Annotated in this window: 15 protein-coding genes; 4 read left to right on the plus strand and 11 right to left on the minus strand. The window is 61.5% G+C overall.

Annotated elements, in window-relative coordinates:
• Positions 1-130 precede the first annotated feature (130 nt).
• The 6 genes from ACMGGX_RS15320 to betI form a co-directional block, all read right to left on the minus strand.
• A complete protein-coding gene (locus tag ACMGGX_RS15320) occupies positions 131-778 on the minus strand; it encodes an anti-sigma factor (RefSeq protein ID WP_420298762.1) in 648 nt (215 codons plus the stop codon).
• Complete coding sequence (locus tag ACMGGX_RS15325; RefSeq protein ID WP_047650524.1) at positions 775-1,329, minus strand: RNA polymerase sigma factor; 555 nt, start codon at positions 1,327-1,329, stop codon at positions 775-777. The genes ACMGGX_RS15320 and ACMGGX_RS15325 overlap by 4 nt, the downstream gene beginning before the upstream one ends.
• 43 nt (positions 1,330-1,372) lie before the next feature.
• Entirely contained in the window at positions 1,373-1,936 is a 564-nt protein-coding gene (locus tag ACMGGX_RS15330) for a fasciclin domain-containing protein (protein ID WP_063439670.1), read from the minus strand.
• 590 nt (positions 1,937-2,526) lie between these two features.
• On the minus strand, positions 2,527-4,191 hold the full coding sequence (gene betA / locus ACMGGX_RS15335; protein WP_420298567.1) for a choline dehydrogenase: 1,665 nt from the start codon (positions 4,189-4,191) through the stop codon (positions 2,527-2,529).
• Positions 4,192-4,204: 13 nt separating this feature from the next.
• Positions 4,205-5,677: a betaine-aldehyde dehydrogenase gene (gene betB, locus ACMGGX_RS15340; RefSeq protein WP_181594562.1), complete on the minus strand. Its 1,473-nt coding sequence runs from the start codon at positions 5,675-5,677 to the stop codon at positions 4,205-4,207.
• Positions 5,678-5,690: 13 nt separating this feature from the next.
• On the minus strand, positions 5,691-6,278 hold the full coding sequence (gene betI / locus ACMGGX_RS15345; protein WP_032662864.1) for a transcriptional regulator BetI: 588 nt from the start codon (positions 6,276-6,278) through the stop codon (positions 5,691-5,693).
• Positions 6,279-6,406: 128 nt separating this feature from the next.
• Between betI and betT the strand changes: the two genes are divergently transcribed.
• The gene (betT, locus tag ACMGGX_RS15350) at positions 6,407-8,440 is read left to right on the plus strand and encodes a choline BCCT transporter BetT (RefSeq protein ID WP_023310695.1); all 2,034 of its coding nucleotides are present in this window, start codon (positions 6,407-6,409) and stop codon (positions 8,438-8,440) included.
• 113 nt (positions 8,441-8,553) lie between these two features.
• On the opposite strand, the gene entD is transcribed toward betT, so the two are convergent.
• Complete coding sequence (entD, locus tag ACMGGX_RS15355) at positions 8,554-9,210, minus strand: enterobactin synthase subunit EntD (protein WP_420298568.1); 657 nt, start codon at positions 9,208-9,210, stop codon at positions 8,554-8,556.
• A 190-nt stretch (positions 9,211-9,400) separates the two neighbouring features.
• A complete protein-coding gene (locus tag ACMGGX_RS15360) occupies positions 9,401-11,641 on the minus strand; it encodes a TonB-dependent siderophore receptor (protein ID WP_181594564.1) in 2,241 nt (746 codons plus the stop codon).
• A gap of 146 nt (positions 11,642-11,787) precedes the next feature.
• Here ACMGGX_RS15360 and fes point away from each other — a divergent pair, with 146 nt between their 5' ends.
• Genes fes through entF form a run of 3 tightly spaced genes read left to right on the plus strand, consistent with a single transcriptional unit; the run spans position 11,788 to position 17,061 of the window.
• The gene (fes, locus tag ACMGGX_RS15365) at positions 11,788-12,984 is read left to right on the plus strand and encodes an enterochelin esterase (RefSeq protein ID WP_420298569.1); all 1,197 of its coding nucleotides are present in this window, start codon (positions 11,788-11,790) and stop codon (positions 12,982-12,984) included.
• A 10-nt stretch (positions 12,985-12,994) separates the two neighbouring features.
• A complete protein-coding gene (locus ACMGGX_RS15370) occupies positions 12,995-13,207 on the plus strand; it encodes an MbtH family protein (protein ID WP_181594566.1) in 213 nt (70 codons plus the stop codon).
• Positions 13,204-17,061: an enterobactin non-ribosomal peptide synthetase EntF gene (gene entF, locus ACMGGX_RS15375; protein ID WP_420298570.1), complete on the plus strand. Its 3,858-nt coding sequence runs from the start codon at positions 13,204-13,206 to the stop codon at positions 17,059-17,061. Before ACMGGX_RS15370 ends, entF begins: the two co-directional genes overlap by 4 nt.
• Before the next feature lie 173 nt (positions 17,062-17,234).
• Here entF and fepC read toward each other — a convergent pair whose 3' ends face one another.
• The 3 genes from fepC to fepD are packed head-to-tail and all read right to left on the minus strand — an operon-like array spanning position 17,235 to position 20,019.
• A complete protein-coding gene (fepC, locus tag ACMGGX_RS15380; RefSeq protein ID WP_348560740.1) occupies positions 17,235-18,029 on the minus strand; it encodes an iron-enterobactin ABC transporter ATP-binding protein in 795 nt (264 codons plus the stop codon).
• Complete coding sequence (gene fepG / locus ACMGGX_RS15385) at positions 18,026-19,015, minus strand: iron-enterobactin ABC transporter permease (RefSeq protein WP_420298763.1); 990 nt, start codon at positions 19,013-19,015, stop codon at positions 18,026-18,028. Before fepG ends, fepC begins: the two co-directional genes overlap by 4 nt.
• Entirely contained in the window at positions 19,015-20,019 is a 1,005-nt protein-coding gene (fepD, locus tag ACMGGX_RS15390; protein ID WP_420298571.1) for a Fe(3+)-siderophore ABC transporter permease, read from the minus strand. The genes fepG and fepD overlap by 1 nt, the downstream gene beginning before the upstream one ends.
• Positions 20,020-20,074 lie beyond the last annotated feature (55 nt).

Genomic DNA, 20,074 nt, shown 5'->3' on the forward strand with positions numbered 1-20,074 from the left:
TTCTTATATGTAACAGCCAATATTAGGTACAGGATTGAGTATTGAAAAATCTCTCTTTTCTTATCACGCGGGCGTAAATCCGGAGAAGGCAGATTAAGAGGCGCGCGGCCCTGCGAACAAGGCCGGAGGATTAAATCTTGCCGCTGTACAGCACGGGGCCGGTGGGTTGACCTGTGGGTGATCCCCCTTTAGGTTCAAGGCTTATGGCTATCATCGCGTCAGGGGTAAGGGTGTTGTTCCTGAGGGCAACATCAGTCGGTATATCACTTTGCAGCAGCCCAAGGGATATCGGGGCCTTCCCGGCAGGAATAAGCCAAAGCTGCAGGCTATTTTGCGCCGCGACAGCGTTCGGTCTGAGAGGGGTGATGCTCAGATACTGGCGGCGGCTGTCCGCACTGACGATCCATTGCCCGTGCTGTTGGGCATCGTTGAGCACCATCAGCGGTGCGAGTTCCGGCGTGCGGGTGGAATACCAGGTCACGACGGTAACGGCGGCGAGGCCGGCCGCGACCATCCAGCCGAGATAGGGCCGGCTTTGACGCAAAGGCTTTTTCGGTGGCAGATCGAGGGCGATTCTCTTCCACACCGTCTCGGGTGGGTTAACGGGCGCGAGATGACTGTCGAGCGTGCTGAACGTCTCCTGCCAGTACGCCACGCGGGCGGCCAGACCGGGCTCCGCGGCAAGCCTTTTCTGGAACTGAAGCCGCGCCCCTCCGCGCAGGGTACCGAGGGCATATTCCGCAGCCAGCATGTCATCGCGTTTTTCGCTGTCATTCATAGGCCCACGCACTCCCGAAGATGATCCATCGCGCGGCGGATCCAGCTTTTTACCGAGCCCACGGGCTGCTGGAGCCAGTCGGCAATGTCGCTGTGGGACATGCCCTGATAGTAGGCGAGCGTAATGCTTTGACGCTGTTCATGACTCAGATGATCCAGACAATGCCTGAGCCGTGCTGCCTGCGCGTCGTCGTGCCAGTTGTTTTGCTCATCGCTTTCGCTCAGCAGAATATCTTCCGAATACGACTCCTCGCGGGCGGCAGCCCGGGTTTGCCCGCTGCGCAGCCAGTCAATACAGCGGTTGCGAACAATATGCGTAAGCCAGGTCATCGGAGAGCTCAGGGCGGCGTTATAGGTTTCGGCTTTACTCCAGACGGTGACAAAACAGTCGTGAAGGATCTCTTCTGCCCAGGCGCGATGGCGTAGCATGCGCAGCGCGACGGCAAACAGGTGAGGCGATGTGAGTCGGTAAAGTTGTTCAAATGCGCGGCGATCGCCGTTAGCGACCGCCTGCATTAATTTCAACTGCTGTTCAGCCAACGCGTTATCCATGTTTTTCCCGGAAGGCAACGTCACACTTCCGAAGTATAGACAACTACTTAGGCATCAGGACGGTATCAATCACATCGATCACGCCATTTTTCTGATGGACGTCATAGGTGCTGATATTCGCCACGTTGCCTTTACCATCCTTGAGCTGAATATTGTGCGGGCCGTTACTCATGATCCACAGCGGTTGACCGTTAACGGTTTTCAGCTCCGCGTGGCCGCCGCCCTGTTTAATTTTCTGCTCCAGCGCTTTCATATCGTAATTACCGGCGATCACGTGATAGGTCAGGATACTGGTGAGCAGCGCTTTATTTTCCGGCTTCACCAGATTGTCGACCGTACCCGCAGGCAATTTCGCAAACGCCGCATCGGTGGGCGCAAAGACGGTGAATGGCCCTTTACTCTGGAGCGTATCCACCAGCCCGGCCGCTTTGACCGCCGCCACCAGCGTGGTGTGATCTTTTGAGTTCACGGCGTTTTCAACAATGTTTTTGCTCGGGAACATTTCCGCTCCGCCCACCATCACGGAGCCTGACGTCATGGCCGCTGATGCGCCTGCACAGAAGAGTAAAGCGCTGGATACGAATGCAACACTGAGTAGCTTTTTCATCATTTATCCTCGGATTAAGGAGCAAAGGCGTTGCTCACATACTCACATACGAGGGCAGGGGGGAAACTGGATGCAGGCAAATGAAAATAAATTTTGGGCGTGGACATAAACTCACTCTCCCGTATGGAGTGAAAGATCCCCAGTCATTTTTTAACCTGAAGCGATGAATGTTGCCTCAGGAAAATGAATGCCTTGCAGCGATGTCCTGGTCCGGCTGTAAATCGCCGAAGCGTTTCCGTAAGGCCGGGGCGAGGCGCAGGGATGCGCCGAGAGGGCGTGGCCTGCAGGGATGCAGGCTCATGCCCGACCCGATAGCCTGAAGGAATAAGCTGAGGGCACCGCGAAGCGGCGATTTACCGCCGGGAGCCCGGGTTGCCAGGGCGGTGGCGATTGAGCCGCCCTGACACGTTCACAAGTTACGCCGTTACAGAGTGGCAAGGAACGTCAAGTGAACGGAATGACCACCACAGCCGTATGTTCCCCCTCACCCCAGCCCTCTCCCTCAAGGGAGAGGGGGCCGTCGGTGCAGGCATTATTTTGTGGGGATCCCTCTCCCGTATGGAAGAGGGTTAAGGGGAGGGGAAATACCCTCAGCGTCGAACCGGTGCCCCGTTCGCCACATAATACGCCGCCGTGCTCTTCGCCAGCGGCTCGCGCCCGCGGATCGCGTCGGCAATTTTTTCGCCAATCATAATAGTGGTGGCGTTCAGGTTGCCGGTGATGATCTGCGGCATGATCGACGCATCCACCACGCGCAGCCCTTCCAGCCCGTGAACGCGGCCTTCGCCGTCGACCACCGCCATCTCGTCATAGCCCATCTTGCAGGTGCCGCACGGGTGGAAGGCGGTTTCCGCGTGGTTGCGCACGAACTCGTCCAGCTGTTCGTCGGTCTGGCATTCGACGCCCGGGCTGATTTCGCGACCGCGATATTTGTCCAGCGCGGGCTGGTGCATGATCTCGCGGGTGATGCGGATAGCGTCGCGGAACTCCTGCCAGTCCTGCTCGTGTGACATATAGTTGAACAGGATCGCCGGATGCTGGTGCGGATCGCGGGACTTGATGCGCACGTGCCCGCGGCTCGGGGAGCGCATGGAGCCAACGTGGCACTGGAAGCCGTGCTCTTTTACCGCGTTCGAACCGTTGTAGTTAATCGCTACCGGCAGGAAGTGGTACTGAATGTTCGGCCATTCGAACTCTTCGCGGCTGCGGATAAAACCGCCCGCTTCGAAGTGGTTGCTCGCGCCCACGCCGGTGCCGCCAAACAGCCACTCGGCGCCAATCTTCGGCTGGTTCCACCACTGCAGGGCAGGGTAGAGGGAGACCGGCTCTTTGCATTCGTACTGGAGGTACATCTCCAGGTGATCCTGCAGGTTTTCGCCCACGCCGGGCAGGTCGTGCACCAGTGGAATATCGAACTGCTTCAGCAGCTCCGCGCTGCCTACGCCGGAGCGCTGGAGGATCTGCGGGGAGGCAATGGCACCTGCGCACAGCAGCACCTCTTTATTCGCCGTCGCTCTGGACGGGATAGTGCTTTCGCCCTCCAGCCACTCGACGCCCACCGCGCGCTTGCCGTCAAAAATAATATGATCGGTCATGGCGTAGGTGCGGATGGTCAGGTTCTGGCGCTTTTTGGCCTGGTCCAGATAGCCGCGCGCGGTGCTGGCGCGTCGGCCCTGCGGCGTGACAGTGCGGTCCATCGGGCCGAAGCCTTCCTGCTGATAGCCGTTGAGATCGTCGGTGCGCGGGTAGCCCGCCTGCACGCCCGCCTCCACCATCGCCTCAAACAGCGGGTTCACGCCCGGCTTAGAGGTGGTGACGCTCACCGGACCGTCGCCGCCGTGATAGTCGTTCGGCCCCACGTCGCGCGTCTCCGCCTTGCGGTAGTAGGGCAGGCAGTTGAGGTAGCTCCAGTGCTCAAGGCCAGATTCTTTGGCCCAGTTGTCGAGATCCATCGCGTTACCGCGGATGTAGCACATGCCGTTGATCAGCGACGAGCCGCCCAGCCCTTTACCGCGTCCGCACTCCATGCGGCGGTTGTTCATGTAAGGCTCTGGTTCGGTTTCATACGCCCAGTTGTAGCGCTTGCCCTGCAGCGGAAACGCCAGCGCGGCGGGCATCTGGGTGCGGAAGTCAAAGCGGTAGTCCGGCCCGCCCGCCTCAAGCAGCAGGACGGTGGTGTTCGGATCTTCAGTCAGTCGCGTTGCCAGTACGTTGCCGGCAGAGCCGGCCCCGATAATGATGTAGTCAAATTGCAAATAAACCTCCCGGTTAAAATATGGACTGGAATTTACCCATCTCAACCTGGATGGACTTCACCTGGGTGTAGCTCTGGAGCGTCATCACGCCGTTCTCGCGGCCAATGCCGGAGTGTTTGTAGCCGCCGACCGGCATTTCTGCGGCGGATTCACCCCAGGTGTTGATCCAGCAGATGCCCGCTTCGAGCTGATGAATGGCGCCGTGCGCGCGGTTCAGGTCGGCAGTGACGATGCCCGCCGCCAGACCGTAGTCGGTGTCGTTGGCGCGGCGGATCGCTTCTTCTTCGCTTTCATAGGTGAGGATGGACATCACCGGGCCGAATATCTCTTCGCGCACGATGGTCATCTCGTCGGTGCAGTCGGTGAACACGGTCGGGGCAACCCACGCGCCGTTGTCGAAGCCTTCGCCCTTCAGCACGTCGCCGCCGCACAGCACGCGCGCGCCTTCCTCTTTGCCTTTGGCGATGTAGCGCAGCACGCTGTCGCGGTGCGGGAAGCTGACCATCGGGCCGAAGTTGGTGCGTTCATCGAACAGATCGCCCGCGCGGATGCGGCCCACGCGCTCGACGATTTTCTGCTCGAACGCGGCCTTGAATTTCGCGGGCACGAACACGCGGGTGCCGTTGGTGCACACCTGGCCGGAGCTGAAGAAGTTCGCCATCATGGCGATGTCTGCCGCGAGATCCAGATCGGCGTCGTCGAAAACGATCAGCGGAGATTTACCGCCCAGCTCCATCGTCACCTCTTTCAGGGACGAGGCCGCCGAGTTGGCCATCACCTTTTTGCCGCTGGCGACGCCGCCGGTGAAGGAGACTTTCGCGATGCCCGGATGCTCGGTCAGGTACTGGCCGGTCTCCGCGCCCACGCCCGGCAGGACGTTAAACACGCCGTCCGGCAGGCCCGCTTCGGTGTAGATTTCTGCGAGCTTCAGGGCGGTGAGCGGCGTCACCTCGCTCGGCTTGAAGATCATTGCGTTGCCGGCCGCCAGCGCCGGGGCGGATTTCCACAGGGCGATCTGGATCGGGTAGTTCCACGCGCCGATGCCCGCCACTACGCCCAGCGGCTCGCGGCGGGTGTAGACGAACGAGGTCTCACGCAACGGGATCTGGCTGCCTTCCAGCGCCGGGATCAGCCCCGCGTAGTACTCCAGCACGTCCGCGCCGGTGACGATATCGACGGTGGAGGTTTCGGAATACGCTTTACCGGTGTCGAGGGTTTCCAGCTTCGCCAGCTCATCGTTGCGCTCGCGCAGGATATCGACGGCGCGACGCAGAACGCGCGAGCGCTCCATGGCGGTCATCGCCGCCCAGATTTTTTGCCCGCGTTTTGCGCTTTCGACGGCGCGATCGACGTCTTCGCGTCCGGCGGCCTGTACGCTCGCCAGAACTTCACCGTTGGCCGGGTTGATGGTCTCGAAGGTGCGACCGCTGGTGGCGGAGGTATAACCACCATTGATATAAAGCTGCTGTTCTGCCATTCGGGACATAAATTCTCCTCGGTTATTCGGTCGGTAAATGCTGGCTGATAAAGTGGCTGGTGAGCGACTGCGCCAGGGTTTTATCCAGCGGCTTGCCGCTCAGCGCGGCGCGTAGCCACAACCCGTCGATCAGCGCCGCCAGGCCGTAGCCCGCCTCTTCGGCCTGTTCGCGCGGCAGCTCACGGCGGAACTCGTACACCAGGTTTGACAACAAGCGACGGCTGCTCACCTGCTGCAGGCGGTAGAGCATCGGCTGGTGCATGCTGCTCGCCCAGAAGGCCAGCCAGGCCTTCATTGCCGCGCCGCTGGTCTGGGTTTCATCAAAATTGCCGCCGACAATCGCCTGCAGGCGCTGCTCCGCGCTGCCGTCCGGAAGGGCGCGTAAGCGGCTCAAAACCGCGTCGCGCAGCTGGCCGGTGATGTCGCGCATGGTCGCTTCCAGCAGACCGTTTTTGTCTTTAAAGTAGTGACTGATGATCCCCGTGGAAACGCCCGCCCGACGGGCGATCTGCGCGATCGTCGCGTCATGCATTCCCACTTCATTTATTGCTTCCAGCGTGGCGTCGATAAGCTGCCTGCGCCGGATCGGCTGCATCCCCACTTTGGGCATTTTTGCCACTCCATTCATCAGCGTTGGTAATACATTAAAGCGGTTTTTGATTGGACGTTCAATATAAAATGTGTCTTAATTGTTGCGGATTTGGATTTCAATAGTTACAAAAACAGTGGGGATACTGGATGACAGACCTTTCACAAGACAGAGAAAAAGACAAAATCAACCCGGTCGTTTTTTATACGTCCGCCGGGCTGATTTTGTTGTTTTCCCTGACGACCATCTTCTTTCGTGATTTTTCTGCCGAGTGGATTGGGCGCACCCTGAACTGGGTGTCGAAGACCTTCGGCTGGTACTATCTGCTGGCCGCGACGCTCTATATCGTCTTCGTGGTCTGCATTGCCTGCTCGCGCTTCGGCTCGGTGAAGCTCGGGCCTGAGCAGTCCAAGCCCGAGTTCAGCCTGCTGAGCTGGGCCGCGATGCTGTTTGCCGCGGGCATCGGCATCGATCTGATGTTCTTCTCCGTGGCGGAACCGGTTACGCAGTATATGCAGCCGCCGGAAGGGGCGGGGCAGACGATGGAGGCCGCGCGCCAGGCGATGGTCTGGACGCTGTTCCACTACGGCCTTACGGGCTGGTCGATGTACGCCCTGATGGGCATGGCGCTCGGATACTTTAGCTATCGTTATAATTTACCTCTCACCATCCGCTCCGCGCTGTACCCGATCTTCGGTAAAAAGATTAACGGCCCGATTGGCCACAGCGTGGATATCGCGGCGGTGATCGGCACCATCTTTGGTATCGCGACGACGCTCGGGATAGGCGTGGTGCAGCTCAACTACGGGCTGAGCGTGCTGTTTGATATCCCGGATTCGATGGCGGCCAAAGCGGCGCTGATTGCGCTCTCCGTCATTATCGCCACCATTTCGGTGACGTCGGGCGTCGATAAAGGCATCCGCGTGCTCTCTGAGCTGAACGTGGCGCTGGCGCTGGGCCTGATCCTGTTCGTGCTGTTTATGGGCGATACCTCGTTCCTGCTCAATGCCTTAGTACTCAACGTGGGCGACTACGTGAACCGCTTTATGGGCATGACGCTGAACAGCTTCGCCTTTGACCGTCCGGTGGAGTGGATGAACAACTGGACGCTGTTCTTCTGGGCGTGGTGGGTGGCGTGGTCGCCGTTTGTCGGCCTGTTCCTGGCGCGTATTTCTCGTGGCCGCACCATCCGCCAGTTTGTGATGGGCACGCTGATTATCCCGTTCACCTTTACCCTGCTGTGGCTGTCGATTTTCGGCAACAGCGCGCTGCACGAGATCATCCATGGCAATGCAACCTTCGCGCAGGAAGCGATGGCGCACCCGGAGCGCGGCTTCTACAGCCTGCTGGCGCAGTACCCGGCGTTTACCTTTAGCGCCTCCGTGGCGACCATCACCGGCCTGCTGTTCTACGTCACCTCGGCGGATTCCGGCGCGCTGGTGCTGGGCAACTTCACCTCGAAGCTGAAGGACATCAACAGCGATGCGCCGAACTGGCTGCGCATCTTCTGGTCCATCGCCATCGGCCTGCTGACGCTCGGCATGCTGATGACCAACGGCATTTCGGCGCTGCAGAACACCACGGTGATCATGGGCCTGCCGTTCAGCTTCGTTATCTTCTTCGTGATGGCCGGGCTGTATAAATCGCTCAAGGTGGAAGACTACCGCCGCGTCAGCGCCAGCCGCGACACCGCGCCGCGTCCGATGGGCGCGCAGGACAGGCTGAGCTGGAAGAAACGCCTTTCGCGCCTGATGAACTACCCGGGCACGCGCTACACCAAACAGATGATGGAGACGGTCTGCTTCCCGGCGATGGAAGAGGTCGCGCAGGAGCTGAAGCTGCGTGGGGCCTACGTGGAGCTGAAAAACCTGCCGCCGGAGGAGGGAGAGACCCTGGGGCACCTGGATCTGCTGGTGCATATGGGCGACGAGCAGAACTTTGTTTATCAGATCTGGCCGCAGCAGTATTCAGTACCCGGGTTTACCTACCGGGCGCGCAGCGGGAAATCGACCTACTACCGGCTTGAGACCTTCCTGCTGGAAGGGAGCCAGGGGAATGATTTGATGGACTACAGCAAGGAGCAGGTGATTACGGACATTCTGGACCAGTATGAACGGCACCTGAACTTTATCCATCTGCACAGGGAGGCGCCGGGAAATAGCGTGATGTTCCCGGATGTCTGAGATTTGAGCTGAATACCTATAAAGGCATCGCCGTCGCCCTCAGGCCGGGTGGCGGCGATGCCTTACCCGGCCTACAAAACCGGTTTACCGTAGGCCTGATAAGCGCAGCGCCATCAGGCATTTAGCAGCGTCCACACGTTCTCATCATTATGCTGCCAGACGAGGGTGAAGCGTTTACCTTCAGGATAGTCTCCAGCAGGGTGCGAAAGCGCCAGCGTGATTGTTTTTTCCGTTAACTCTGTGACTCTCGCACACTCAAACCCCATGTAAATTTTTACCTGCGGGAAGAGGGCTTTAAACAAACTCTCTTTGGCGCTAAAAGCGAGCGTCAATGCCAGCGCAAAAGGGTAGCCCGAGTGCGTCAGGCACATCGCCTCCTGCGCATCAATGATGCCGTCCTGGATTTCGCGGGCTTCGTGGTCTGGAAGAATGGCTTCGCAATCAATACCTACGAGCGCATCTGGATGACGGACGACAACCGCCATCGCCTGCGTGCCGCTGTGGGTAATGCTCCCCGAAACCCCTTTCGGCCAGAGCGGTTCGCCGCTGGGACCGATGCCGGGGATCGCGCGTTCATTTATCGCACCGAGCGCATGCGCGGCGGCGATGCGGCCTGCCAGATGCTCGGCTTTGCGTTTGCGTCCGGCGTTTGAAAGCTCTGCGTGGTGGGGGAGCCAGAGGAGATCGGCATCGGTGAAGGTGGTGGGGTCGAAGGTGACGTGGTGGACGGGGTGGCCGGCAAGAATGAACGTGGTGTGGGTTATGTGCATGTTTTTCCCTTCAGAATTGTGCGGCCTGATGCCCTCACCCCGTCCCTCTCCCACAGGGAGAGGGAGCAAACACTAAAAACGACAACGGGGTTGCCGTTTTGCTTTTACCTCGCCCTCACCCCGGCCCTCTCCCACGGGGAGAGGGGGCAAACACTAAAAACGGCAACTGGGTTGCCGTTTTGTTTTTACCTTAGAAGCGCGTATTCACGCTCATGTACCAGGTACGGCCCGGCTCATTATACGTATACGCTCCCGCACCGTACATATACGCACCGGTGGTGGAATTTCCGGTCGTCTGGGCATTACCCGCGCGCCACTGGCGTTTGTCGAAGACGTTATCAACGCCGCCGGTCAGACTAACGTTTTTGGTCATATCCCAGGTCGCGCTCAGGCCAACGATGCTGTACGGGCTGACTTCGTCTTTCTCAGACCCGGTCACCGGCTGACCTTTGTAGTTGTACTTCTTCGGCTGCTGCTTGCCGTACCAGGTAAAGGTCGACTGGAGCGACACGTCCTGATGAACCTGCCAGCTCAGGGTCGAGTTCAGCGTGTACTCCGGAATGATCGACAGACGGTCGCCGGTCTCCTTGTTTTTGCTCTGCAGCATATAGGTGATGTTGTTGGTCCAGTTGATCGTGTCGCTGACCGGCACGTTCAGGGAGCCTTCCAGCCCTTCGACGACCGCTTTCGGAACGTTTTCCCACTGGTATATATCCGTCTGCACTTTACCGGAAGAGGTATGGCCAATCGGCGCGTAGCCCGCTTCAATCTTGTCGCGATAGTCGTTGCGGAACCAGGTCACGCCCGCCAGCCAGCCGTCGCGTTTCCACTCCAGACCAATCTCTTTGTTGATGCTGGTTTCCGCTTTCAGGTCGTCGTTGCCCATCATGTAGCAGCCCACGCCGTCCGAGCTGGCGTAGCAGCCCTGGCCTTTGCTGTAGAGCAGGTAGTTCGGGTTGGTCTGATACAGGCTCGGCGCTTTATAGGCGCGCGCGATCCCCATCTTCAGCGTGAAGTCATCGCCCAGACCTTGCGACAGGTTCAGGGATGGGCTCCAGTTGTTGCCGACGATGGTGTGGTGATCGAAGCGCAGGGCAGGGGTCAGCATGGTGCTGTCGGTCAGCTCCATGTTGTTTTCGGCGAACAGGGAGAAAATCTCCGCCGAGGTGTACGGGCTGCGGTCGTTGCTCATGCCCGGAATAGTGCCGCCCTGCAGGGTTTGCGTGAAGGAGGTGGAGTCCTTCATGCGCTGCTGGTTCCACTCGGTGCCCAGGGTCAGGTTCTGGTTGACGAGGAAATCAATCGGCAGGTTGATCTCGCTGTGCAGCATCACGTCGGCCAGGTCGGTGTCGGTGAATTTATTGCTGTTGAATAACCCTTCCGTCCCGCCCGCCAGACCTTCGCCCAGGCGGGAGTTGCGGGTGTGTTCGTACTGTGCCCAGCTGCTGGTGGTGATGCCGTTATCCCAGCCGCCGTTCCAGGTCACCGCGAAGTTCTGACGATAGATCCGGTTAGTCTCTTTGCCGTAATTCTTCTTCACCAGCGCGCTGTCGTTGTTGGTGTTCTGCGTGTCGCCCGCGTAGAGGTTGTTCTGGCGGCTGTAGCCCGCCTCAAACTCCAGGGACTGCATGGGCGCGAAGTCCCAGCGCACCACGCCGTTGATGTCTTTGTTTTCCACGCCCTCACGGCCAGCCGGCAGGGTGTTGGCGTAGGCACCGGTACGATCGGACTGGTGGCCCTGGTTAATGTCCCACGCGTCGGCCTGGGTTTTATCGAGATTACCGAACATGCGGAAGCTGAAGTCGCCGCCCAGCGGGCCGCTCAGGCTGAAGTTGGTGCGCTTGGTGGAACCTTCGTCCTTATGCTCAGGCGCGTTCAGGTAGGTGTTCCAGGAGCCGTGCCACTGGTCATCGAATTTTTTGGTGATGATGTTCACCACGCCGCCTGCCGCGCCGTTGCCGTAGCGCGCGGCGGCCGGACCGCGGATCACTTCGATGCGCTCGATCATCTCCGGCGGCACCCAGCCGGTATCGCCGCGGGTGTCTCGCTCGCCGCGCCAGCCCAGACGAATAGAGTTGCGGCTGGTCACCGGCTTGCCGTCGATCAGGATCAGCGTGTTTTCCGGCCCCATGCCGCGAATGTCAATCTGACGGTTGTTTCCGCGCTGGCCGCTGGTGGAGTTCCCGGTCAGGTTAACGCCCGGCATGGTGCGGATGATTTCCGCCACGTCGCGCGCGGGCGGGTTTTTGCGGATCTCGTCGGCGGTGATGGTCGACACGCCCGGCGCCTGTAAATTCTGCTCGGCGGCGGTGATCACCATGGTGTCTTCGTGCTGCGCAGAGGCGGTGTTGTCGTCTGCCACGGCGGGCAGCGCGACACCATAAATCCCTAAATTGACCAGCAAGGCCAGAGAGTGAATCTTCTTATTCATTGTACGTCCCGCTTTTATGGTTATTTAATGAGCGCGCTTCCCACAGCGCGGGCATTACGCTATTGCAAATGCAAATAGTTATCAATAATATTATCAATAAAATTTGCTCTGAAACAAAAAAGTCTGTTAAACATGGGGTTATAAGGGTGACGACGTTAACAACCGGAAGTGAAGCGTGGTGGCAGTCGAAAAACGGACCTGAATGGGAACGTCTGAAGGAGAACTGTCGCGTCACCTTCTGGTGGCGGGATCCGGCAGGAACGCAGAAAACCTCATCGGTCAAACGCGTCTGGCTCTACGTTACCGGCGTGACCGATCACCATCAAAATGCCCGCCCGCAGTCCCTCGAGCGCATCCCGGATACCGACGTCTGGCAGTGGCAGGGCAAATTCAGCCCCGAGTGGCGCGGGAGCTACTGTTTTATCCCTTCTGAAAATGAAAACGATTTTGCCGATACCGTGTTTGAAGGCGAACTGCCGGACCGCATGGCGCTGCGCGAAGGCTGGCGCAAGCTGCTGCCGCACGCGGTGTCCGACCCGCTGAATCCGCAGAGCTGGCGCGGCGGGCGCGGTCATGCCGTTTCGGCGCTTGAGATGCCGGATGCGCCCGTTCAGCCCGGCTGGGACCGTCCCGATACGCCGTATCACCAGCCGGTCTGCATTGAGTGGAACAGCGAGCGTCTCAACAACCGTCGCCGCGTGTGGATTTTTACCACCGGGGACGACGGCCCCGAGCGCCCGATGGCGGTGCTGCTCGACGGGCAGTTCTGGGCCGAAAGTATGCCCGTCTGGCCTGCGCTGGCGTCGCTCACCAACGGGTGCCAACTGCCCCCTGCGGTCTACGTATTAATCGATGCGATCGACATGGAACACCGCAGCCGCGAATTGCCCTGTAATCCCGATTTCTGGCTGGCGGTACAGGAAGAACTTCTCCCTCAAGTAAATAATATTGCGCCATTTAGCGACCGCGCCGATCGTACCGTGGTGGCGGGCCAGAGCTTTGGCGGACTCGCTTCACTTTATGCTGGCCTCAGCTGGCCGCAGCGGTTTGGCTGCGTGCTGAGCCAGTCCGGCTCGTACTGGTGGCCGCACCGCGGTGGGCAGCAGGAAGGGCGCCTCATTGAACAGCTCAGAGCCGGTGAGCTGACCGCGAGCGGGCTGCGTATCGTCCTCGAGGCCGGGCGCAACGAGCCGCTGATTTTCAATGCCAATCAGGCGATTTATGCCGAACTACGCGCGCAGCAGGTGACCTGGAGTCAGGTTGACGGCGGACACGATGCGCTTTGCTGGCGCGGTGGGCTGACGCAGGGGCTGATGACCCTCTGGCAGCCGCTCATTCAATAACGGAGTCTGTATGGAATTCAGCAATCCTTTCGATAATCCGCAGGGACAGTTCGCCATTTTGCAAAACGACCAGGGGCAGTACAGCCTGTGGCCGCAGCAGTGCGAACTGCCGGCGGGGTGGCGCGTGGTGTACGAGGCGCAGTCTCAGGAGGCGTGCCAGCAGTGGCTGGCCGGGCACTGGCGCACGCTTGAACCGTCCCATTTTGCGGAGGGGAGCGCATGAACCGTCTTCCTCTCGTTGCCGCCCAGCCGGGTATCTGGATGGCGGAACAGCTGTCCTCCCTGCCAAACGCCTGGAGCGTGGCGCACTACACCGAACTGAAAGGCGATATCGACGCGCCATTGCTGGCAAAAGCCATCGCTGAGGGCATGATGCAGGCCGATACCCTGCGAATGCGTTTTGCCGATGATAACGGCGAGGTGTGGCAGTGGGTGGATGACACCCTCATTCTGCCGGAGCCGTCCATCGTTCGCGTTGCCTCTCACGACGACGCCGTGGCGCTGATGGAGGCCGATCTTAACCAGAACCTGCGCATCGACAGCGGGCAGCCGCTGGTGTTTCACCAGCTGATTCAGGTGGGGGAAAGCCACTGGTACTGGTATCAGCGCTATCACCATCTGGTGGTGGATGGCTTCAGCTTCCCGGCCATTACCCGCCAGATCGCCGCGATTTACGCCGCCTGGAAAGAGGGTGAACCGACGCCCGCATCTCCGTTTACGCCATTTGCCGAAGTGGTGGAGGAGTATCAGCGCTATCGCGACAGCGAGGCGTATCAGCGCGACGGCGCCTTCTGGGCGGAGCAGCGCAGGCAGCTTCCTTCTCCGGTCTCGCTCTCTTCCGCGCCGCTGCCGGGACGCGCCGCCACCACCGATATCCTGCGCCTGAAAGTCACCGCCGACGGTCGCGCCTTTAGCCAGCTTGCGCAGGCGGCAGGGCAGGCGCAGCGTACCGATCTGGCCCTTGCGCTGGTGGCGCTGTGGCTGGGCCGCCTGACCGGAAGGCTGGACTACGCCGCCGGGTTTATCTTTATGCGCCGCATGGGCTCCGCCGCGCTGACCGCGACCGGGCCGGTGCTCAACGTCCTGCCGCTGGCGGTGAATATCAACCCGCAGGAGAGCCTGCCGGAGCTGGCGCTGCGCCTGGCCAATCAGCTGAAAAAAATGCGCCGCCATCAGCGCTACGACGCCGAGCAGATCGTGCGCGACAGCGGGCGTGCCGCAGGCGAAGAAGCCCTGTTTGGCCCGGTGCTGAACGTGAAGGTGTTTGATTATCAGCTGGATATCGACGGCGTGGAGGCCATCACCCATACGCTGGCAACCGGCCCGGTGAACGATCTGGAGCTGGCGCTGTTCCCGGACGAGCAGGGCGGATTGAGCATTGAGATCCTCGCCAGTAAGCAGCGTTACGATGAAGCGACGCTTTCCCGTCACGTCGCGCGCCTGAACGCGATGCTGATGCAGTTTGCGGCCAACCCGGACCTGCGCTGTGGCGACGTGGAAACCGTATCAGAGCAGGAATACCAGAGGCTTGCGCGCATCAACGATACCGGACTGGCGCTGCCGGCCACCACGCTGGCGGATCTGGTGGCGGAGCAGGCGAGCAAAACGCCGGACGCCCCCGCGCTGGCGGATGCAAACGTCGAATTGAACTATCGTCAGATGCGCGAGCAGGTGGTCGCGCTGGCAAACCTGCTGCGCGCGCGCGGCGTGAAGCCGGGCGACAGCGTGGCGGTGGCCCTGCCGCGCTCGGTGTTCCTGACGCTGGCGCTGCACGGCATCGTCGAGGCCGGTGCCGCCTGGCTGCCGCTCGACACCGGCTACCCGGACGACCGCCTGAGGATGATGCTCGAGGACGCGAAGCCGTCCCTGCTCATTACCACTGACGAGCAGCTCCCGCGCTTTAGCGATCTGCCGATTAGTGCATTTAGTTACAACACCCTTTTACCGGCTGCGGGTGCTGAACCGCTGCGCCTGGCTAAGCCGGAGCAGACGGCGTACATCATCTTTACCTCCGGTTCGACGGGGCGTCCGAAAGGGGTGATGGTCGGCCATACCGCCATCGTTAACCGCCTGAAGTGGATGCAGGACCACTACCCGCTGGACGCGACGGACGTGGTGGCGCAGAAAACGCCGTGCAGCTTTGACGTGTCGGTGTGGGAGTTCTGGTGGCCGTTTATCGCCGGGGCGAAGCTGGTGATGGCCGAGCCGGACGCGCACCGCGACCCGCAGGCGATGCAGAGCTTCTTCGCCCGGTACGGCGTGACTACTACCCACTTCGTGCCGTCGATGCTGGCGGCGTTTGTCGCCTCGCTGACGCCGGAAAACGTCGACTGCTGCAGGACGCTTAAGCAGGTGTTCTGCAGCGGCGAAGCGCTGCCGACCGAGCTGTGCCGCGAGTGGGAGCAGTTGACCCATGCGCCGCTGCACAACCTCTATGGCCCAACCGAAGCGGCGGTTGACGTCAGCTGGTATCCGGCGTTTGGCCCCGAGCTGGCGGCGGTGGAAGGCAACAGCGTGCCGATCGGCTTCCCGGTGTGGAACACGGGGCTGCGCATTCTGGACGCGATGATGCGCCCGGTGCCGTTCGGCGTGGCGGGCGATCTGTATCTCACCGGCATTCAGCTGGCGCAGGGGTATCTGGGCCGTCCGGACCTCACCGCCAGCCGCTTTATTGCCGACCCGTTCGCCCCCGGCGAGCGGATGTACCGCACCGGCGACGTTGCCCGCTGGCTGGACAACGGCGCGGTGGAATATCTCGGCCGCAGCGATGACCAGTTAAAAATTCGCGGACAGCGCATCGAGCTGGGCGAAATCGACCGGGCGATGCTGTCGCTGCCGGACGTGGCTCAGGCCGTGGCCCACGCCTGCGTGTTCAACCAGGCGGCTGCCACCGGCGGCGATGCCCGCCAGCTGGTGGGATACGTCGTCTCCGAATCCGGCTTACCGCTGGACCGCGACGCGCTGCTGGCGTCGCTCAAAGCCCAGCTGCCGCCGCACATGGTGCCGGTGGTGCTGCTGCAAATCAGCGCGCTGCCGCTCAGCGCGAACGGCAAGCTTGACCGCAAGGCGCTGCCGCTGCCGGAGCTGACGAGCAAAAGCTCCGGGCGGCGGCCGCAGTCGGCAACCGAAGTCGCCGTCGCGCAGGCGTTTTCCGCCCTGCTGGGCTGCGAGGTCAACGACATTGAGGCCGACTTCTTTGCCCTCGGCGGACACTCGCTGCTGGCGATGCGCCTGGCGGCACAGCTTAGCCGCGCGTTCGAGCGCAAGGTTACGCCGGGACAGATTATGGTCGCCTCCACGGTGAGCAAGCTCAGCGCGCTGCTGGACTCGCAGATGAGCGACGAACAGGCGCAGCGTCTGGGGTATGAAACCCTTCTGCCGCTGCGCGAAAGCGACGGGCCGACGCTGTTCTGCTTCCACCCCGCCTCCGGCTTTGCCTGGCAGTTTAGCGTGCTGGCGCGCTACCTCAGCCCGCGCTGGTCCATCGTCGGCATTCAGTCGCCGCGTCCGGAAGGGCCGATGCAGCAGCGTGCGGATCTGGATGGAGTCATTGAGCATCACCTGGCTACGCTGCGTAAGCAGCAGCCGCAGGGGCCGTATTACCTGTTCGGCTATTCCCTCGGCGGCACGCTGGCGGAGGGTATTGCCGCCCGTCTGCGCGAGCAGGGTGAAGCGGTGGCCTTCCTCGGCCTGCTGGACACCTGGCCGCCGGAAACCCAGAACTGGTCGGAGAAAGAGGCCAACGGCCTCGACCCGGAGGTACTGGCGGAAATCGAACGCGAGCGTCAGGCATTTATCGCCGCCCAGCAGGGGCAGGGCTCCAGCGAGCTGTTTAACGTTATCGAGGGCAACTACGCCGACGCGGTGCGGCTGCTGACCACGGCGCGCAGCGCGCGCTTTGACGGCAAAGCGACGCTGTTCGTCGCCGAGCGGACGCGAACGATGGATCCGCAGGTCGCATGGGCGCCGTGGGTGGCGGAGCTTGAGGTGTACAGCCAGGACTGCGCCCACGTGGATATCATTTCACCGCAGGCGTTTGAGAAGATAGGGCCGGTGTTGAGGGAGATATTGGGATAACGTCAAAAGCGCCGGGTGGCGGCTGCGCCTTACCCGGCCTACGGATCCGTGGTTGATGTTTGTTGGGTTTGCTCCCTCTCCCTGTGGGAGAGGGCCGGGGTGAGGGCATCAGACCTCCCCGGGGTTACTGAAGCAGAATGTAGGCCGGGTAAGGCGTAGCCGCCACCCGGCAATTACCGCCGACCCAGCGGCACCACCAACGGCGTACCCGCCACCGGATCGTCAATAATCATGCAGCGCATGCCGTAGATCCGCTCGATCAGCTCCGGCGTCACAATCTCTTTCGGCGCGCCCTGCGCCACAATCTCACCGTCGCGAAGCGCAATCAGATGCGTGGCGTAGCGGCACGCCTGGTTTAAATCGTGCAGCACCGCCGCCAGGGTATAGCCCTGCGTGCGGTTCAGCTCGCTCAGCAGCTCCAGCAGGTCAATCTGATGGCTGATGTCGAGCCAGGTCGTCGGCTCGTCCAGCAGCATAATCGACGTTTCCTGCGCCAGCACCATCGCGATCCACGCGCGCTGACGCTGCCCGCCGGAGAGGGTGTCCACGCTCTGCTGGGCGAGCTCGGTAATACCCGTTGCCTGCATCGCGCGGTTCACCGCCTCGTCATCCTCTTTACGCCAGCGGGTAAATAGCGGCTGGTGCGGATAGCGTCCGCGCGAGACCAGCTCCTGCACCGTGATGTCTCCCGGCGTGGTGGCGTTTTGCGCCAGCAGACCGATGCGTCTGGCCACCTCTTTACTGGCGAAGCGCTGGATCTGCTCTCCGTCAAGGAACACGCTGCCTTCAGCCGGCGTCATCAGGCGGCTCAGCGTGCGCAGCAGGGTCGATTTTCCGCAGCCGTTCGGGCCGATAATGGCCGTGAAGTGGCCGTCCGGAATGGCAACGGATAAGTCACGGGCAATGATTTTTTTGCCGTAGCCGAGGGTGAGGTTTTCGCCGCGCAAGCGGGTGGTTGAATCAGTCATTTCCTGCGTGACTCCTGAACGAGCAAGACGATGAGGTAAATCCCGCCGAGGCTGACGGTCACCACGCCCACCGGCAGTTGATAAGGCATAAACAGCCGCTGGGCGCAGAGATCGGCGGCCAGCAGCAGCAGCGCGCCGCACAGCGCCGCCTGGGTTAATCCCCAGCGCGCCGTCCCGCTAAGACGGCGGGCGATGTGCGGGGCCACCAGAGCGATAAACGAGATTGGCCCGGCAATCGCGGTGGAGGCGGCGGTCAGCAGTACGGCGACCAGCATCAGCATCAGGCGCGAGCGTTCGACGCCCACGCCCAGCGCGCAGGCGCTGTCGTCGCCCATTTCCAGCAGACGCATGCGCCGCACCAGCAGCAGAGCGCCGATAAGCATCAGCAAAATCAGCGGCGCGGCGGGCCAGATTTTGCCCCACGTCAGGCCGTTGAGCGACCCGGCGTACCACAGCCCGGCGGAGAGCGCGGTTTCCAGCGAGGCCTGCAGTAAAAGCCAGGTGTTAAAGGCCATCAGCATGGCGCGGATGCCAATCCCGATGATGATCAGGCGGAAGGTGTCGATACCGTTGCGCCAGGCCAGCGCCCAGATCAGTAAGGAAGTCAGAATGCCGCCCGCCATCGCCGTAAAGGTAATGGCCGTCAGGTGCTGACCAAACAGCACCATCGCCACCAGCACGCCGCTCCAGGCCCCGGTGTTGAGGCCCATCACGTCCGGGCTGCCGAGCGGGTTGCGCATCAGCGACTGGAATATCGCGCCGCTGACGCCGAGCGCCGCGCCGACCAGAATCGCCATCGCCACGCGCGGCAGTCGCCACTCCGTCACCACCATGGTGATGTTGCGCGGCGCGCTGTCGAGCAGGGCGTTGAAGACCTGAGTAAAGTCGAGCGTCACCGCGCCGCTGCGCAGGCTCCAGACCGCCAGCAGCAGAATGGCGATAAGCAGCAGCAAGACGCTGGTGAGTAAACGACGGGACGGGGCCATCATGCGCCACCTCCGCGTTTACGGCGAACCAGGAAGATCAGCACCGGCGCGCCGATAAAGGCGCTGACCACCGAGACGCGCAGTTCGCCGGGCACCAGCAGGCGGCCCAGCACGTCTGCAAACAGCAGCAGGGCAGGGGTCGCCAGCAGCGTCACCGGCAGCGACCAGCGGTGATCCGCTCCCACCAGCCAGCGCGCCATGTGCGGCATCATCAGGCCGATAAAGGCGATCGGGCCGACCACGGAGGTCGCGCTGCCGCACAGTACGGTGATGGCAAACAGACCAATCAGCTGCGTGCGCGCCACGCGGTTGCCGAGGGCGGTCGCGGTGTCGCTGCCGAGGCTCAGGCTGTTGAGCGACCGGCTTAAAAACAGCGCCACGGCGGCAGCGATTATGACCGGGATCGCCACTACTTTTAGGGTTTCAAGGGTGCGGATATCCAGCGAACCGGCCTGCCAGAAGCGCAGCTGGTCGTAGACGTCCGGGTTGAGCAGGGCGATGCCGTTGGACAAGCCCTCCAGCACCGCCGCGAGCGCCACGCCCGCAAGCGTCAGGCGGACCGGACTCAGCTGCCCGCCGCCCTGGCTGCCGGTAAAGGCGACCACCAGCGAAGCGGCCAGCGCGCCGCAGAAGGCCATCACCAGCTGTTCGGAGGGTGACGTCAACCCGAACAGCGCCGCGCCGAGCACGATGGCAAAGCTGGCGCCGGAGTTAACGCCGAGAATGCCGGGGTCCGCCAGCGGGTTACGGGTAAGGGTTTGCATCAGGGCACCGGCAAGGCCGAGCGCGCCACCCGCCAGCAGTCCGGCAAGCGTGCGGGGCAGTCGGGCGTCGAGCACGATGACGCAGTCGGCGCTCTGGCAGGTACCGGAGAGCGCATCAACGATAACGGACGCGGGCAGAGGCTTCGCGCCGACCAGCAGGCTGAGTGCAGCCGCAAGGCTCAGGAGCAGCAGTAAAACGGGCACGGCAACGGCGCGCACCGCAGAAGAGGAAAACGACATAGCAACATCCATGATTTGATAATGATAGTGATTATCGTTATCTATCTTATTTGGC

Origin of the sequence: Enterobacter sp. BNK-29, from assembly GCF_048684785.1 — a bacterium.
Taxonomy (GTDB): domain Bacteria; phylum Pseudomonadota; class Gammaproteobacteria; order Enterobacterales; family Enterobacteriaceae; genus Enterobacter; species Enterobacter cloacae_M.

Bases quoted from the DNA above. Each gene is read 5' to 3' on its own strand.
- ACMGGX_RS15320 (WP_420298762.1), bottom strand. From the start codon at position 778: ATGAATGACAGCGAAAAACGCGATGACATGCTGGCTGCGGAATATGCC.
- fepG (WP_420298763.1), bottom strand. From the start codon at position 19,015: ATGGCCCCGTCCCGTCGTTTACTCACCAGCGTCTTGCTGCTGCTTATC.
- betB (WP_181594562.1), bottom strand. From the start codon at position 5,677: ATGTCCCGAATGGCAGAACAGCAGCTTTATATCAATGGTGGTTATACC.
- betT (WP_023310695.1), top strand. From the start codon at position 6,407: ATGACAGACCTTTCACAAGACAGAGAAAAAGACAAAATCAACCCGGTC.
- ACMGGX_RS15370 (WP_181594566.1), top strand. From the start codon at position 12,995: ATGGAATTCAGCAATCCTTTCGATAATCCGCAGGGACAGTTCGCCATT.
- fepC (WP_348560740.1), bottom strand. From the start codon at position 18,029: ATGACTGATTCAACCACCCGCTTGCGCGGCGAAAACCTCACCCTCGGC.
- ACMGGX_RS15330 (WP_063439670.1), bottom strand. From the start codon at position 1,936: ATGAAAAAGCTACTCAGTGTTGCATTCGTATCCAGCGCTTTACTCTTC.
- fepD (WP_420298571.1), bottom strand. From the start codon at position 20,019: ATGTCGTTTTCCTCTTCTGCGGTGCGCGCCGTTGCCGTGCCCGTTTTA.
- entD (WP_420298568.1), bottom strand. From the start codon at position 9,210: ATGCACATAACCCACACCACGTTCATTCTTGCCGGCCACCCCGTCCAC.
- betI (WP_032662864.1), bottom strand. From the start codon at position 6,278: ATGCCCAAAGTGGGGATGCAGCCGATCCGGCGCAGGCAGCTTATCGAC.
- ACMGGX_RS15325 (WP_047650524.1), bottom strand. From the start codon at position 1,329: ATGGATAACGCGTTGGCTGAACAGCAGTTGAAATTAATGCAGGCGGTC.
- ACMGGX_RS15360 (WP_181594564.1), bottom strand. From the start codon at position 11,641: ATGAATAAGAAGATTCACTCTCTGGCCTTGCTGGTCAATTTAGGGATT.
- entF (WP_420298570.1), top strand. From the start codon at position 13,204: ATGAACCGTCTTCCTCTCGTTGCCGCCCAGCCGGGTATCTGGATGGCG.